We start from the raw sequence: 15,047 nt of genomic DNA, 5'->3' as shown, positions 1-15,047 counted from the left end.
AGCTCTCCTGTCCTCTCGGTGCGGTCGCATCGGCTGCGACCGCGGACTAGCGTATATCCGTGTCTGTTGAGGGGAGCGACGCACAGGCTGCGCACGCTGCGGGTGTGCAGCGGCTGCTCGCCAGCTATCGAGAGATCCCGCCGAGCGCCACCGTGCGACTCGCCAAACCCACGTCGAACCTTTTCCGCGCCCGGGCCAAAACCACCGCCAAGGGGCTGGACACCTCGGGGCTGACCGGGGTCATCGCCGTCGACCCCGAGGCGCGCACCGCCGACGTCGCGGGCATGTGCACCTACGAGGACCTCGTCGCGGCCACCCTGCCCTATGGCCTGTCGCCGCTGGTGGTGCCGCAGCTGAAGACCATCACCCTTGGCGGGGCGGTCACCGGACTCGGCATCGAATCGGCGTCGTTCCGCAACGGCCTGCCGCACGAATCCGTGCTGGAGATGGACATCCTCACCGGTTCAGGTGAGGTGCTCACCGCAAGACGCGACCTGCGCTCGGACCTATTTCATGCCTTCCCGAATTCCTATGGGACGCTTGGCTATTCGGTTCGGCTGAAGATCGAGCTGGAGACCGTGCGGCCCTTTGTGGCATTGCGGCACCTGAGGTTTCACTCGCTCGACGACCTGGTGGCGGCCATGGACCGCATCATCGAGACCGGCGGCCACGACGGCACCCCTGTCGACTACCTCGACGGCGTGGTGTTCAGCGCCACCGAGAGTTACCTGACGCTGGGCTTCCAGACCGCGACGCCCGGCCCCGTCAGCGACTACACCGGTCAGCAGATCTACTACCGCTCCATCCAGCACCCCGACGGTGAGAAGCACGACCGCCTCACCATCCACGACTACCTGTGGCGGTGGGACACCGACTGGTTCTGGTGCTCACGGGCATTCGGCGCGCAGCACCCGCGGATCCGGCGACTGTGGCCGCGGCGCTACCGGCGCAGCAGCTTCTACTGGAAGCTGATCGGCTACGACCAGCGGTTCAACATCGCCGACCGCATCGAGATGCGCAACGGCAGGCCACCTCGTGAGCGGGTCGTGCAGGACATCGAGGTGCCCATCGAGCGCACCGCCGAATTCCTCGACTGGTTCCTGGCCAATGTGCCCATCGAACCGGTGTGGCTGTGCCCGCTGCGGTTGCGCGACGAGGGCGGTTGGCCGCTGTATCCGCTTCGCCCGCACCACACCTACGTCAACGTCGGCTTCTGGTCATCGGTACCGGTCGGACCGACTGAGGGGTACACGAACAGGCTGATCGAACGCAAGGTGAGCAGTCTGGAAGGTCACAAATCGTTGTATTCGGATGCCTATTACTCCCATGAGGAGTTTGACGAACTGTACGGCGGGGAGTCTTACAAGACCGTCAAGAAGACGTACGACCCTGACTCACGGCTGCTAGATCTGTATGCGAAGGCGGTGCAAAGACGATGACAACATTCAAAGAGCACACTAACGCGCCGGCCAGAAAGCTGACGCTGGCCGAGATCCTCGAGATCTTCGCGGCGGGGCAACTGCCGCTGAAGTTCACGGCGTACGACGGCAGCACGGCCGGTCCCGAGGACGCCTCCGTCGGCCTCGAGTTGAAGACGCCGCGCGGCACCACCTACCTGGCCACCGCGCCCGGCGACCTCGGTCTCGCGCGAGCCTATGTCGCAGGCGATCTGGAGCCGATGGGTGTGCACCCCGGTGATCCCTACGAGTTGCTCAAGGCGCTCGCCGACAAGATGGACTTCAAGCGGCCGCCAGCTCGAGTGCTGGCCAACATCGTTCGCTCCATCGGCTTCGAGCACCTGGTGCCGATCGCGCCCCCGCCGCAGGAAGCGCTGCCCCGCTGGCGCCGAATCGCAGAAGGGCTGCGGCACAGCCGAATCCGTGACGCGGAAGCCATCCACCACCACTACGACGTGTCGAACACGTTCTACGAGTGGGTGCTCGGCCCGTCGATGACCTACACCTGCGCGTGCTACCCGACCGCCGACGCGACGCTGGAAGAGGCGCAGGAGAACAAGTACCGGCTGGTGTTCGAGAAGCTGCGCCTGCAGCCCGGCGACCGGCTACTCGACGTGGGCTGCGGCTGGGGCGGCATGGTGCGCTACGCGGCGCGCCACGGCGTGAAGGCCATCGGCGTCACGCTCTCCGAACAGCAAGCCACGTGGGCGCAGCAGGCCATCGCCGAGGAAGGGTTGTCCGACCTCGCTGAGGTGCGGCACAGCGACTACCGCGACGTGCGGGAGTCCGGTTTCGACGCGGTTTCGTCGATCGGGCTGACGGAACACATTGGCGTGCACAACTATCCGTCGTACTTCCGGTTCCTCAAATCGAAGCTGCGCACCGGCGGACTGTTGCTCAACCACTGCATCACCCGGCCGGACAACAGGAGCGCGCCGAGCGCAGGCGGGTTCATCGACCGCTACGTGTTCCCCGACGGTGAGCTGACGGGCTCTGGCCGCATCATCACCGAGGCGCAGGACGTCGGCCTCGAGGTGATCCACGAGGAGAACCTGCGGCACCACTATGCGATGACGCTGCGCGACTGGTGCCGCAACCTCGTCGAGCACTGGGACGAGGCCGTCGAAGAGGTCGGGCTGCCCACCGCAAAGGTGTGGGGTCTGTACATGGCGGGCTCACGCGTCGGCTTCGAGACGAACGTCGTTCAGCTGCACCAGGTTCTGGCGGTCAAACTGGATTCCCACGGTCGCGACGGCGGACTGCCGCTGCGGCCCTGGTGGACGCCTTAGCTAGCCTCAGCTACCAGTTCTCACCCCAGGTGGTCGAGAGCACGAAGCCGTGCTCACCCGACCGGCACGACACCGAACCCTGGTAGCCCCGTTGGCATTTCGCGCCGCCGTTCTCCAGTCTGCGGCCCTCGGGCAGCACGTCGACCTCGCGTGAGAACGTCGGTGTGAGCGAGAAGCGGTAGCTGCCCGGCTCGTCCGCGCTGGCGACGGTCTGATTGGTGCCGGGCGGCGGATTAGCCGGCACTCTGTCGCAGCCGACCGTGCCGTCGGGGCCCATCCCACAGCCGAAGTAGTCGTGGTGCTCGACGGGCTTTCCGCCGAAGTCCACGACGAAGAACAGCCATCCCGGGTCCGCCTGTACGGCGTAGTTGCCTTCAGCCAGCGGATAATCCTTGAGATCGGGCGGAGGCTCGGCGGAGGCCACCGGCGCGAGCGCCAACCCGGCGACGCACATCCCAGCGGTCAGCGCTCCGAAACGCACACAAAACCCTAGCTGCCGTCGATGCGACGCGCGCCCAGTTCGGACTGCAGCAATTCCAGCGCGGCTTCCTCGGGGTCACGACGCACGACCTCGGAGGTGTCGCTGCCGGCCTCGGCCAACATGTCCTCCTCGTCGTCGTCGCGCGGCGGCGGCGCGGAGGCCGCCACACTGCTGGGTTCCGGTGCTGCAGCGGCAGGGGCCGCGGCCCCCACCTCGCAGCGGATCTTCCAGTCGACGCCGAGCGCATCCTTGAGCGCCTCGCGGATGACATCGGAGTTCCGTTGCTCCACAAGGCGTTTGGCCAACGGCGCGGACTCGTGACTGAGCACAAGGGTGTCGCCTTCGATGGCGCGCACGATGGCGCCTGCCAGCATCACGTCGATGGTGCGGCTGCGTTGACGCACCTTCTCGCGCACCGTGGTCCACATGCTGCGCACCGACGCGGCGTTGAGTTCACCGCCGACGGCAGGTGTGGGCGGCGCTTCGACGACCGGGTCCGACGGCGGGCGCACCGGCGGCGGTGACGGGGGCGGTTCAGGTGCGGGCTTGGGTTCTGGGGCAGCCGGCGCCGCGACCGTGGGGGCAGGCGGCGGGGTTTGGCTCTTGCGCGCGAACTGCTTCTGCGGGGCAGACGGCTGTGACGCGGCAGCCTCGCCGGCGGGTATCGACAGGTCCAGCCGGGTCTCGATGCGCTCGACGCGCTGCAGCAGCGCCGCCTCGGTGTCGCTGGCCGACGGCAGCAGCAGCCGTGCGCACACCACCTCGAGCAGCAACCGGGGCGCGGTGGCGCCGCGCATCTCGCCCAGCCCGGCGTGGACCACCTCGGCGTAGCGGGTCAGCGTGGCGGTGCCGATGCGGGTGGCCTGTTCGCGCATCCGCTCCAGCACGTCCTCGGGCCCGTCGACCACACCACGCGCGATCGCGTCGGGCACCGATTGCAGCACGATCAGATCGCGGAACCGCTCGAGCAGATCGGTGGCGAACCGGCGCGGGTCGTGCCCGGCATCGATCACCGCTTCGACCGCACCGAACAGCGCGGCGGCATCGCCCGCCGCCAACGCGTCGATCGCGACGTCGATCAGTGCGACGTCGGTGGCGCCGAGCAACGCCAGCGCCCGCTGGTAGTCGACGCGGTTGCCTTCCGCACCGGCGAGCAGTTGGTCGAGCACCGACAACGTGTCGCGAGGCGATCCGCCGCCCGCCCGAATCACCAAGGGGTACACGGCATCGTCGACGGAGACGTCCTCGGCCGCGCAGATGCGTTCCAGCAGCGACCGCATGGTCCGCGGCGCCAGCAGCCGGAACGGGTAGTGGTGGGTGCGCGACCGAATGGTCGGCAGCACCTTCTCCGGTTCGGTGGTGGCGAACACGAAGATCAGATGGTCGGGCGGCTCCTCGACAATCTTCAGCAGCGCGTTGAAGCCGGCCGTGGTGACCATGTGCGCCTCGTCGACGATGAAGATGCGGTAGCGCGACTGAGCAGGTGCATAGAAGGCGCGGTCGCGAAGCTCGCGAGTGTCGTCGACGCCGCCGTGGCTGGCCGCGTCGAGTTCGACGACGTCGACGTTGCCGGGTCCGTTCGGGGCCAGCGCCACACAGGAGTCGCACACCCCGCACGGCGTCGGCGTCGGGCCCTGCACACAGTTCAGCGAGCGGGCGAGGATGCGCGCCGACGACGTCTTCCCGCAGCCCCTCGGCCCCGAGAACAGGTAGGCGTGGTTGATCCTGCCCGCCGCGAGCGCCGTACACAGCGGCTCGGTGACGTGCTCCTGGCCCACCACATCGGCGAAGGTTGCCGGTCGATACTTCCGGTAGAGCGCCACGCTCAGCAGGCTACCGGCGCGGTCCGACGTCCGGTCACGTCAGTCCTTCAGAAGCGACTCGGTCGCCGACAGCAGCGCGCAGGTGGCCAGGCCGTCGATCGCGTCGCGCAGCTCAGGCAGCCCGGGAAACGACGGCGCGATCCGGATGTTCTTGTCCTCCGGGTCTTTTCGATACGGAAACGCCGAGCCCGCCTCGGTGACGGCGATGCCCGCATCCTTGGCGAGCGCGACGGTGCGCTTCGCGGTGCCGGGCAGCACGTCGAGGCTGACGAAGTACCCACCCTTGGGATCGGTCCACGACGCGACCTTCGACTCCCCTAGCCGGTCGGAGAGGATCTCCTGCACCAACGCGAATTTCGGCGCCAGAATCGCCTGGTGACGCTGCATCTGCAGACGCACCCCGTCGGCGTCGCCGAAGAACCGCAGGTGGCGAAGCTGGTTGACCTTGTCGGGGCCGATCGACTTCTTGCCTGCGTACTGCAGGTACCACGCGATATTGCCCAGCGAGCCCGCAAAGAAGCTGACCCCCGCACCGGCGAAGGTGATCTTCGACGTCGACGAGAACACCAGCGGCCGGTTCGGGTTGCCGGCAGCCTCGGCCAACCCCAGCACGTCGACCTGCTGCACGAAGTCGTGCGTCAACGTGTGCACCGGGTAGGCGTTGTCCCACATCAACCGGAAATCACTTGCCGCCGTTCGCATTTGCACGAGACGCCGCACGGTCTCCCAGGAGTAGGTGGCACCGGTGGGGTTGGAGTACACGGGCACGCACCACATGCCCTTGATCGCGGGATCGGATGCGACGAGTTCCTCGATCAGGTCGACGTCCGGGCCGTCCTCGCGCATCGGCACGGTGATCATCTCGACGCCGAGGGTCTCGGTGATCGCGAAGTGCCTGTCGTAGCCGGGCGCCGGGCACAGGAACTTGACGACGGGCTCCTGCAGCCACGGCCGGGGCGAATCGACGCCGCCGTGCAGCATCGAGAACGTCACCACGTCGTGCATCAACTCGAGGCTGGCGTTGTTGCCCGCGATCAGGTTGGGCACCGGGATGCCGAGCAGCTCACCGAAGATGGCGCGCAACTCGGGCAGGCCGTGCAGGCCGCCGTAGTTGCGGGTGTCGGTGCCGTCGCCGTCACGGAAATCGTCCCCGGGCAGGCTCAGCAGCGCGTTGGACAGATCGAGCTGCTCGGGGGACGGCTTGCCGCGGGTCAGGTCCAGCTTCAGTTTCTTGGCCTGCAGGTCGGCGTAGTTGCGGGACTGCAGCTCATGCTGTGTCTGCAGTTCGTCACGGCCGAGAGACAAAAACGACACGGCGCGCCTTTCCGATAAGCCGTGAGCAGAAGGGGACCCCGCGCACCCGCCAGAGCCCATTGACCCTTGCTGCCTTCCGGCCCTGGGGGAGTTCACAGGATGGACGCCGCGCGGGGTCCGTAGCGAGTGTAATACCCGGCCGCCCAGCGACTCCGTCGAGGCGACAGCACCGAAGACGAGCGGGAGTCGAGGCAACAGCTCCGTCGGCTAACATGGCCCGCGGAGGATTCGCCTAGTGGCCTATGGCGCTCGCCTGGAACGCGGGTTGGGTTAACAGCCCTCGCGGGTTCAAATCCCGCATCCTCCGCACTCGGCCCGGAGTGCGACCGGCAGGCCGAACGGCCCGGTCGCACTCCGGCCAGATAACCCAGTAGGAGGGCTATGAGCCGCACCGTTGCGGTGGTTTGGCACGCGTCGTTTTCTGTCGCCGCCGGTGTCCTCTACTTCTTCTTCGTGTTGCCGCGGTGGTGGGAACTGGCCGGCGACACCTCGCACACGCTGGGCACGGTGCTGCGCATCGTCACCGGCGCGCTGATCGGCCTGGCCGCTCTGCCGGTGGTGTTCACGCTGCTGCGCACCCGGCGCCCGGAGTTCGGCACACCGCAGTTGGCGCTGAGGCTGCGCACTGCCTCGATCGTGCTGCACGTGCTGGCGGGTGTGCTGATCATCGGCGCCGCGATCAGCGAGATCTGGCTCAGCCTGGACAGCGCAGGCCAGTGGCTGTTCGGCAGCTACGGCGCCGCGGCGGCCATCGCACTGCTCGCCGTCTTCACGTTCTACCTGGCCTTTGTCGCCGAGCTTCCGCCGCCTCCGCCCAAACCGCTCAAGCCGAAGACGGCCAAGCGCGGTCGCCGTGGTCGCAAGGACACCGAAGAGGACACCGAAGAGGCCACAGAAGAGGCCACCGAGGACGCTCCGGAGACGGAGTCCGACGAGGAGCCTGCCGAGGTCACCGTGGAGGCAGAAGAACCGGAGCCGACGGCCGAAGAGCCCGAGCCCACGGTGGAAGACGACGAAGCCGAGCCGGAGTCGACGAACGGCGGTCTGCGCAACCGCAGGCGCAGGCGGCTGCGCGTTCGCGGCTGACACGATGCCGAAATGGGCGTGGCCCGTCGCGGTGCTACTCGGGTTGGCCCTGATCAGCTGCCACGTCGAGTCCGCCCGCGCCGGCACGCCGGAGTTCGAACTCGACCAACCGTTCCAGGTCAGCGGCGGCCAGGAGGCGCACAACTCCGCCGAACAGCTGCACCTGACGTTCACCGACGTGCTCGAAGACTCACGCTGCCCCACCCAGGTGGAGTGCTTCTGGACCGGCCAGGCGCGCATCGCGATCTCCGTGCAACCCGAGGGCAGCGACGCCACCCGCGTCGAGTTCAACACCAACCCGGCGCCGGGCCAGACGGTCAAGGAGGCGACCGTCGGGCGGCATCGCATCGAGTTGGTCGCCCTCGACCCGTATCCGCAGACGCCTGACGACCCGATCGAATTCGACGACTACCAGGCCACCCTGGTGGTGCGAACCCGGCAACCCTCGATTTAGCAGACCGCGATTCGGGCACTATAGGTACATGCGCATACTCCCCTGGCGGCAGCCGGTTCAGGCATTGCTGGCCGTGCTCGCCGTCCTCGCGGCCCTGGTCGCGCCCGCGACGGCAGTGGCCGCACCCGTGGACATCGCCGCCGCGGCCGCGGCCGTCGAACCCGCCGTCGTCCAGATCACCACCAGGATCGACTATCAGCAGGCCATCGGCACCGGCACCGGCATGGTCATCGACCCGGGCGGCGTGGTGTTGACCAACTATCACGTGGTCGCGGGCGCCAACACCATCACGGGCACGGTCGGCGGGCGCGACTACCCGGTCGATCTGGTCGGCTACGACCGCAAGAACGACATCGCGGTGCTGCAGTTGCGCGGCGCGGGCGGGCTGCCGACCGTACCGATCGGGGACTCCAGCCAGGTCGCCGTCGGCGAACCGACCGTCGGCCTCGGCAACGCCCGCGGGGTGGGTGCGCCGCTGACCCACGAGACGGGGCCGGTGACCGCGCTGAACCAGACCGTCAACGCCGAGGACGCCCTGACCGGCAGCTCCGAGGAAGTCAACGGCCTGATCGAGGTCGCGGCCGACGTGCGGCCCGGCGACTCCGGCGGCCCGTTGGTCAACGGCGCCGGACAGGTCATCGGAGTGGTCACCGCCGCGTCGGTCAACTTCCAAATGGGCCCTGCCGGAAAGGGTTTCGCGATACCCATCAACAACGCGATGGCTATCGCAGGCCAGATCCGGTCCGGCGCCCCTTCGCCGTCGGTGCACATCGGGCAGCCGACGCTGCTCGGCGTCGGTGTCGGAACGCAACCGCGTCGCGGCGGCGGGATCATCGTGCGCGACGTGATGATCGGCGGACCCGCCGAACAGGCCGGCCTCGCCATCGGCGACGTGCTGACGAACATCGACGGGGTCGAACTGGACTCGGCCACCACACTGACCTATGTGCTGGACCGGCACTACCCCGGTGACGTCGTCGACCTGACGTGGATCGACCGCAGCGGTCAGCAGCGCACCGGAAAGGCGACTCTGGTTTCAGGCCCATAGGCACCCTATGCTGAGCGAGTGCACAACACCGCTCCCTATCGGGTCGTCCAGTGGACGACGGGCAATGTCGGAAAGAGCTCCGTAGAGGCCATCGCCGCCAATCCCACGCTGGAACTCGTCGGCTGCTTCGCGTGGTCAAAGGACAAGGTCGGCCGCGACGCAGGCGAACTCGCGGGCATCGCGCCGCTGGGCGTCGAGGCCACCGATGACGTCGACGCCCTGCTCGCGCTCAAACCCGACGTCGTCGTCTACAACCCGATGTGGGTCGACGTCGACGAACTGGTCCGCATCCTGTCCGCGGGCGTCAACGTGGTGTCGTCGGCGTCCTTCATCACCGGGCACAACCTGGCGGCGGGCCGCGACCGCATCGAAGAGGCGTGCAGACAGGGCGGCACCACCATGTTCGGCTCGGGCGTCAGTCCCGGCTTCGCCGAACTGCTGGCCATCGTCGCGGCCAACGGATGCGCCAGAGTCGACAAGGTCACCATCGCCGAGGCGTCGGACACCACGTTCTACGACTCCCCGGACACCGAGAAACCGTGCGGCTTCGGGATGCCGATCGACGATCCGAATCTGGCACCGATGGCATCCAAGGGCACGGCCGTCTTCGCCGAAGCGGTGCGCCTGGTCGCCGACGCGCTCGGTGTCGAACTCGATGAGATCGTGTGTGAGGCCGAATACGCGCAGACCACCGAGGATGTCGTGATGGACTCCTGGACCATCGAGTCCGGTTGCGTGGCAGGCGTTTTCGCCAGCTGGCAGGGGCGGGTCGGCGGCAGGACCGTCGTCGACCTCAACGTGCGGTGGCGTAAGGGGCAGACACTCGACCCGGATTGGAAGGTCGAAGGGGACCCCTGGAAGATCACGATCGAGGGGCTGCCGACGGTCACCATGCAGGTCGGTTTCCTGCCGCCGCAGGACTTCATCGAGAACGCCAAGTCGATGGCCGACTTCATGTCACTCGGCCACATCATCACCGCGATGCCACCGATTCACGCGATTCCCGCCGTCGTCGCCGCCGCGCCCGGCATCGCCACGTACAACGACCTGCAGTTGACCCTGCCGCGAGGTGTCGTGCCGCAGACCTAGCGGCGGCCCGCGATGCGCTTCTTCGGCGCCGCCGCATCCGTTTCGCGGTAGCGCGCACCGTATCTCGGCACCGTAAGTGCACCGACGTGCCGCGCCGCGGTGATCGCACTGCGCATCGGCCGGGCCAGCCCGGCGAACGACGCCATGTCGATCACCATCGGGGTCAGCAGCCTGTTGTGCACGAATGCGAAGGCGCTAGCGGATGCCGGATCAGCCCAGCCGAGCGTGCCGCCGAGGCCGATGTGGCCGAAACCCTTGAGCAGTCCCGGAATCGGCGACTCGTGGTAGCCCAGGTGGAACGGCATCGGCACCACGATGTTGAGGTCCGGCCACGGTTTGGGGTGGCCGATCAGACCCTGCGTCAGTTCCTCGGACAGGAACTGGATGCCATCGATCACGCCGCCGTTGGCGATCGCGGCGTACATCCTCGCCAGGCCGCGGGCCGTCACGACACCGTTGGCAGCGGGCACCTCGCCGTCGAGGAACGGAATATCGCCCTGGACAAACGATTTGATGCCGGGGAAGAACATCGCCCCGAACGCGCCGGACAGCGGCAGGCCCGCCACCTTCGGCGCCACGAAGTCGAACACCGGATTGCTGTGCGCGCTCTGCGGGGCGAGGATCTGCGCGACCTTCGTCGGCGACCCCGCCGGTGGGCGCCCGAGGTGCAACCCGTCGGTGTCGAGCGGGCGGGCTATTTCGTCGCGGATCAACTCGCGCATGCCCTGCCCGGTGACGGCGCGAGTCAGGCCGGACAGGATCCAGCCGTATGTCAGCGCGTGATAGGCCGGCCAGCCGCGCAGGTGGTCGACCGATGCGGCGGCCAACCGCTCCTCCATCAACTTGTGATCCAGCAGTTCGGCCTTGCTGACGCCCTTCAGATGCGACAGCCCCGAGCGGTGGCGCAGCACATCGCGGATCGTGATGTTGCCCTTGCCGTTCGCGCCGAACTCGGGCCAATAGGTGGCGACGGGCTCGTCGTACGCCAGCTCACCCCTGTCGACGAGCCGGTGCACGACGGTGGCCGCCACACCCTTGGTCGCGGAGAACACCATCGCGCCCGTGTCGCTGGTCCACGGCTGCTCGCCCGCGCGGTCGGACCAGCCCGTCCAGACGTCGACCACCGGGCGTCCGTCGATGTACACCGATAGCGCACCGCCGCCGAACCGGCGTCCGGGGAACAACCCGGCGAACACGCGAATGACGTTGCCGAACCGCGAATCCGCGGCGCCGTGCACCCCGCGCGGCAGGCCTTCCTCGGCGCGAAGCACCGACGCCTTTGTCATACCGCCAACTTTGCGTCGACTGCGCCGGCGTGCGCGCGGATTCGCAAAATTCAGCCGACCACTTGCAGCACCACCGCCTGCAGCCGCGCCGCGGGCGGGCCCTCGACAACGACGTCCTTGAGGATCTTGGCCTGATTGCCCTCGACGGTGAATTCGCCCGGCTGCGGCAGGTTGCCGCCGTGTACTTCGTATTTGACCGTGAACGGCGTGGTCGGCAACGGGTGGAAGCCAATGTACTTCGGCTCGATCGTGTACTTGTAGACGCAGCCGGGGCCGGGATCACACAGTTGTTCGGTTACCGCGACGTTGACGGTGAACTCCCTGGCCGTCGGCACCGACGCAGGCAATGTAGGCGGTGGGGGCGGCGGCGCGGCAGGCGTTCGCGGGTTGGAGTGGTCGCCGAAGATCATCGCCGCCGCGACGCTGATACCCCCGATGAGCATCGCGGCGATCGCGAGCGCGGCGAGCAATTTGCGGACGGTCTGCATCGAGTCCAGTGTGGCAGACGCAGGCCGCGCTACCGCGGCTTATTTGCCCGCTTCAGCGCACGATCCAAACGCAGGGTCGATGGCGCAGTGGCCCGCTGCGGCCGCGGGCGACATCGTCAAGTACACGACGGCCGCGGCGAACACGGTCACTCCGGCCGCAACGACGATCCGGAACATTTCCCTCCCCACTGTCAGCTAACGGCGGGAACCCCTCGAGTTATTGTTGCTTCCGTCAGTTTATACATATGGTTGCGTTAGCAACAAACGAATCGCGAAAGTTATCCACAATTGAGCAAGCGCCAAGACACGCAGCGGAATTGGTACTCCAGCGAACCGAAAAAGCGCGTCTTGCTCATTGCAGTGAGGCAAATGCATATGTACCCGATACCGAAGCCAGAGAAACCGGACATTCGACGGATACGTCACTTCCAGCAAATTTTGCCTGACACGCTGCCGGTCGCTAGGGTCCTCCTCGGGAGGAATCGGTAAGTGGCAGGCACACAACTACGGGGTTGGTATCCGGATCCGTCGGGCGCGCCACGGCAGCGCTACTGGGACGGTCAGCAGTGGACGGGTCATGCGCCGCCACGGCCGACGTTGAGCGCGGCCGGACTGTGGCTCGGGCTCGGCGTCATCGCGGTCGTCGCGCTGCTGTTCGCCGGGTGCTCGGCGATGATCGCCGCCAGCTCCCGATCACACTCGACCGCGGACGCCGACCGTTTCCGTGGCGCCACCGGTGTGCTCGGCGCACCTGTTCACGACGGCAATTTCGAGTTCGTCGTCGCCGACGTGCACGCCACCGAGTGGCGCGCCGAACCGCGCGCACGGGGGCAGTGGATGGTCGCGACGATGACGGTGCGCAACATCGACGACGAGGCGCAGGACTTCGTCGCCAACAACCAGAAATTGGTCGACTTCGACGGGCACACGTATGCGGCCGACGCCGAGGCCGCCGTCGCGATGAACAACACCTCGATGGTGATCACGATGGATCCCGGTGCGCACATGACGGTCAAGCTGCCGTTCGATGTGCCTGAGGAAACGACCCCGGAGGCGGTCGAACTGCACGACTCGGTGTTCTCTGACGGGGTTCGGGTGCAGATGGCGCGGCCTAGCGCGTCATCTCGTCCTTGAGCGCGGTGACAAACGCGTCGACGTCGGCTTCCGTGGTGTCGAACGAACACATCCAGCGCACATCGCCGGCCTTCTCGTCCCAGAAATAGAACCGGAATCGCTTCTGCAGCCGTTCGCTGACGTCGTGTGGCAGCCGCGCGAACACCGCGTTGGCCTGCACCGGGTAGAGCACGCGCACACCGTCCACGCCGCGTGCGCCCTCGGCCAGCCGCTGCGCCATCTCGTTGGCGTGCCTGGCGTTGCGCATCCAAAGGTCCTTGGCCAGCAGGGCTTCGAGTTGCACTGAGACGAATCGCATCTTGGAGTGCAGCTGCATCGACAGCTTGCGCAGATGTTTCATGTGGCTGACGGCATCCTGGTTGAGCACCACCACGGCCTCACCGAGCAGCGCACCGTTCTTGGTGCCGCCCAGCGACAGGATGTCCACGCCGACGTCGGATGTGAAGTTGTGCATCGGCATGTCAAGCGCCGCAGCCGCATTCGCGATTCTGGACCCGTCCATGTGTACCCGCATGTTCCGGGCGTGGGCGTGCTCGCAGATCACTCGGATCTCCTCCGGTGTGTACAGCGTGCCCAATTCGGTGCTCTGGGTGATCGACACCACCTGGGGCATCGCCCGGTGCTCGTCGGCCCAGCCCCAGGCCTGCCGGTCGATCAACTCCGGGGTCAGCTTGCCGTCGAGGGTGGGAACGGTCAGCAGTTTCAGCCCGCCCATCCGTTCCGGCGCGCCGCCTTCGTCGCTGTTGATGTGCGCGGTGTCGGCGCACACGACAGCGCCCCACCGATCGGTGACAGCTTGCAGGGCAAGGACATTCGCGCCGGTGCCGTTGAAGACCGGGAAGGCTTCCGCACCCTGCCCGAAGTGTCCGCGAATGATGCGCTGCAGGTTCTCGGTGTACGCGTCGTCGCCGTAGGCGTCCTGGTGCCCGCCGTTGGCCAGCGTCAGCGCGGCCAGAATCTCCGGGTGCACACCTGCGTAGTTGTCGCTGGCGAAGCCGCGGACTTCAGGATCGTGGTGCCGCTGGGCGTCGGTGTGCGGCGCGTTCACCGGGTCACCGGGTTGCCGTCGTCGTCCCAGTTCGCGGCGACCTTCTTGCTGGGCTGCACGCGAGGCGGCTCACCAGGCATCTTGGGATAGTTAGGCGGGTAGGGCAGATCACCCAGTCCGCGTTCCTCGTCGGCCTTCACCATCTCCATCAATGGGTCTAATGACTGCGCGACCGAATCAATTCCCTGCCACGGATCGGGGCGGCCCGCGACGAAGTCCGGCGCGGTGAGGATGGTGTAGTCGTCGGGATCTGCGTCGCGCAGTTCGTCCCACGTCAGCGGCATCGACACGGTCGCGATCGGGGTCTTGCGCGCCGAGTACGCCGACGCGAAGGTGCGGTCGCGGGCATTCTGGTTGTAGTCGATGAAGATTCGCTCGCCCCGTTCTTCCTTCCACCACGACGTGGTGACCGCATCGGGTGCCCGCCGTTCCACCTCACGGGCCAATGCGATGCCCGCCCTGCGCACCGCGATGAAGTCCCAGTCCGTCTTGATGCGCAGGAACACGTGCACGCCGCGACCGCCGGAGGTCTTCGGGTAGCCGACCAGGCCGAGTTCGTCGAGCACCGGTTTGAGCACGTCGACGGCGACCGTGCTGGCTTCCTTGAAGGCGGTGCCCGGTTGCGGGTCGAGGTCGATCCGCAGTTCGTCGGGGTGCTCGGTGTCGGCGCAGCGCACCTGCCACGGATGCAGTGTGACGGCGCCCATCTGCGCGGCCCACACGATGGCCGCGGGGTGATTCACCTTGAGCGCCTCCGCTGTTCGGCCCGACGGGAAGGTCACCACGCAGGTCTCGAGGTAGTCAGGGGCGTGCTTGGGTATCCGCTTCTGGTAGATCTCTTCGCCCTCGATGCCGTCGGGGAACCGCTGCAGGTGGGTGGGCCGATCACGCAACGCGGTCAGCATCGGACCGCCTGCGACGGACAGATAGTACTCGACGAGTTTGCGTTTGGTGCCCTTGGCGCCGAGCTTCGGGAAGTACACCTTGTCGGGATTGGTGAACCGGACCTTGATGCCCTCGACGTCGAGTTCTTCTGCAGGAGTTGCCATC

14 protein-coding genes, 1 tRNA gene and 1 other RNA gene are annotated in these 15,047 nt (G+C 67.1%); 8 read left to right on the top strand and 8 right to left on the bottom strand.

Annotated elements, in window-relative coordinates; translation table 11 throughout:
* Window positions 1-59 precede the first annotated feature (59 nt).
* Together C1A30_RS27930 and C1A30_RS27925 are read left to right on the top strand one after the other, a co-directional pair.
* Window positions 60-1,439 carry an FAD-binding oxidoreductase gene (locus C1A30_RS27930; protein WP_101951506.1) on the top strand — a complete coding sequence of 460 codons (1,380 nt, stop codon included), beginning with the start codon at window positions 60-62 and terminating at the stop codon, window positions 1,437-1,439.
* Window positions 1,436-2,746: a class I SAM-dependent methyltransferase gene (locus tag C1A30_RS27925; protein ID WP_101951505.1), complete on the top strand. Its 1,311-nt coding sequence runs from the start codon at window positions 1,436-1,438 to the stop codon at window positions 2,744-2,746. The genes C1A30_RS27930 and C1A30_RS27925 overlap by 4 nt, the downstream gene beginning before the upstream one ends.
* 10 nt (window positions 2,747-2,756) lie before the next feature.
* Here the strand turns inward: C1A30_RS27925 and C1A30_RS27920 are convergent, their stop codons facing one another.
* From C1A30_RS27920 to ffs, 4 genes are all read right to left on the bottom strand, one after another.
* Window positions 2,757-3,227: a hypothetical protein gene (locus C1A30_RS27920; RefSeq protein WP_235010231.1), complete on the bottom strand. Its 471-nt coding sequence runs from the start codon at window positions 3,225-3,227 to the stop codon at window positions 2,757-2,759.
* Window positions 3,228-3,235: 8 nt separating this feature from the next.
* A complete protein-coding gene (locus tag C1A30_RS27915) occupies window positions 3,236-5,050 on the bottom strand; it encodes a DNA polymerase III subunits gamma/tau (protein WP_101951504.1) in 1,815 nt (604 codons plus the stop codon).
* Between the two features lie 39 nt (window positions 5,051-5,089).
* Window positions 5,090-6,364 carry an aminotransferase class I/II-fold pyridoxal phosphate-dependent enzyme gene (locus C1A30_RS27910; protein WP_101951503.1) on the bottom strand — a complete coding sequence of 425 codons (1,275 nt, stop codon included), beginning with the start codon at window positions 6,362-6,364 and terminating at the stop codon, window positions 5,090-5,092.
* A 27-nt stretch (window positions 6,365-6,391) separates the two neighbouring features.
* Window positions 6,392-6,486: signal recognition particle sRNA small type (ffs, locus tag C1A30_RS27905), an RNA gene on the bottom strand.
* Window positions 6,487-6,585: 99 nt separating this feature from the next.
* Here ffs and C1A30_RS27900 point away from each other — a divergent pair.
* The 5 genes from C1A30_RS27900 to C1A30_RS27880 all read left to right on the top strand — a co-directional run bounded on the left by C1A30_RS27900 (window position 6,586) and on the right by C1A30_RS27880 (window position 10,041).
* Window positions 6,586-6,671, top strand: a tRNA-Ser gene (locus tag C1A30_RS27900).
* Window positions 6,672-6,745: 74 nt separating this feature from the next.
* A complete protein-coding gene (locus tag C1A30_RS27895) occupies window positions 6,746-7,450 on the top strand; it encodes a hypothetical protein (protein ID WP_101951502.1) in 705 nt (234 codons plus the stop codon).
* 4 nt (window positions 7,451-7,454) lie between these two features.
* Entirely contained in the window at window positions 7,455-7,904 is a 450-nt protein-coding gene (locus tag C1A30_RS27890) for a hypothetical protein (protein ID WP_235010230.1), read from the top strand.
* Window positions 7,905-7,932: 28 nt separating this feature from the next.
* The gene (locus tag C1A30_RS27885) at window positions 7,933-8,952 is read left to right on the top strand and encodes a S1C family serine protease (RefSeq protein WP_101951501.1); all 1,020 of its coding nucleotides are present in this window, start codon (window positions 7,933-7,935) and stop codon (window positions 8,950-8,952) included.
* A gap of 18 nt (window positions 8,953-8,970) precedes the next feature.
* Window positions 8,971-10,041 carry a dihydrodipicolinate reductase gene (locus C1A30_RS27880; protein WP_101951500.1) on the top strand — a complete coding sequence of 357 codons (1,071 nt, stop codon included), beginning with the start codon at window positions 8,971-8,973 and terminating at the stop codon, window positions 10,039-10,041.
* On the opposite strand, the gene C1A30_RS27875 is transcribed toward C1A30_RS27880, so the two are convergent.
* Window positions 10,038-11,327 (bottom strand): serine hydrolase domain-containing protein, encoded by a 1,290-nt coding sequence (locus tag C1A30_RS27875; RefSeq protein ID WP_101951499.1) that lies wholly within the window; start codon window positions 11,325-11,327, stop codon window positions 10,038-10,040. The genes C1A30_RS27880 and C1A30_RS27875 overlap by 4 nt on opposite strands.
* 50 nt (window positions 11,328-11,377) lie before the next feature.
* Entirely contained in the window at window positions 11,378-11,815 is a 438-nt protein-coding gene (locus C1A30_RS27870) for a hypothetical protein (RefSeq protein WP_101951498.1), read from the bottom strand.
* Window positions 11,816-12,304: 489 nt separating this feature from the next.
* Here C1A30_RS27870 and C1A30_RS27865 point away from each other — a divergent pair, with 489 nt between their 5' ends.
* On the top strand, window positions 12,305-12,949 hold the full coding sequence (locus C1A30_RS27865; protein ID WP_101951497.1) for a DUF4352 domain-containing protein: 645 nt from the start codon (window positions 12,305-12,307) through the stop codon (window positions 12,947-12,949).
* Here C1A30_RS27865 and C1A30_RS27860 read toward each other — a convergent pair.
* Window positions 12,927-13,997: a low specificity L-threonine aldolase gene (locus C1A30_RS27860; RefSeq protein ID WP_101951496.1), complete on the bottom strand. Its 1,071-nt coding sequence runs from the start codon at window positions 13,995-13,997 to the stop codon at window positions 12,927-12,929. The genes C1A30_RS27865 and C1A30_RS27860 overlap by 23 nt on opposite strands.
* The gene (gene ligD, locus C1A30_RS27855; RefSeq protein WP_101951495.1) at window positions 13,994-15,046 is read right to left on the bottom strand and encodes a non-homologous end-joining DNA ligase; all 1,053 of its coding nucleotides are present in this window, start codon (window positions 15,044-15,046) and stop codon (window positions 13,994-13,996) included. Before ligD ends, C1A30_RS27860 begins: the two co-directional genes overlap by 4 nt.
* Window position 15,047: the final 1 nt, after the last annotated feature.

This window comes from Mycobacterium sp. 3519A (assembly GCF_900240945.1).
Lineage (GTDB): Bacteria > Actinomycetota > Actinomycetes > Mycobacteriales > Mycobacteriaceae > Mycobacterium.
The sequence above is the reverse complement of the archived record's forward strand: the minus strand, read 5'-3'. Positions and strand labels throughout refer to the sequence as shown.

Bases quoted from the DNA above. Each gene is read 5' to 3' on its own strand.
- C1A30_RS27925 (WP_101951505.1), top strand. From the start codon at position 1,436: ATGACAACATTCAAAGAGCACACTAACGCGCCGGCCAGAAAGCTGACG.
- C1A30_RS27895 (WP_101951502.1), top strand. From the start codon at position 6,746: ATGAGCCGCACCGTTGCGGTGGTTTGGCACGCGTCGTTTTCTGTCGCC.
- C1A30_RS27890 (WP_235010230.1), top strand. From the start codon at position 7,455: ATGCCGAAATGGGCGTGGCCCGTCGCGGTGCTACTCGGGTTGGCCCTG.
- C1A30_RS27885 (WP_101951501.1), top strand. From the start codon at position 7,933: ATGCGCATACTCCCCTGGCGGCAGCCGGTTCAGGCATTGCTGGCCGTG.
- C1A30_RS27875 (WP_101951499.1), bottom strand. From the start codon at position 11,327: ATGACAAAGGCGTCGGTGCTTCGCGCCGAGGAAGGCCTGCCGCGCGGG.
- C1A30_RS27870 (WP_101951498.1), bottom strand. From the start codon at position 11,815: ATGCAGACCGTCCGCAAATTGCTCGCCGCGCTCGCGATCGCCGCGATG.
- ligD (WP_101951495.1), bottom strand. From the start codon at position 15,046: ATGGCAACTCCTGCAGAAGAACTCGACGTCGAGGGCATCAAGGTCCGG.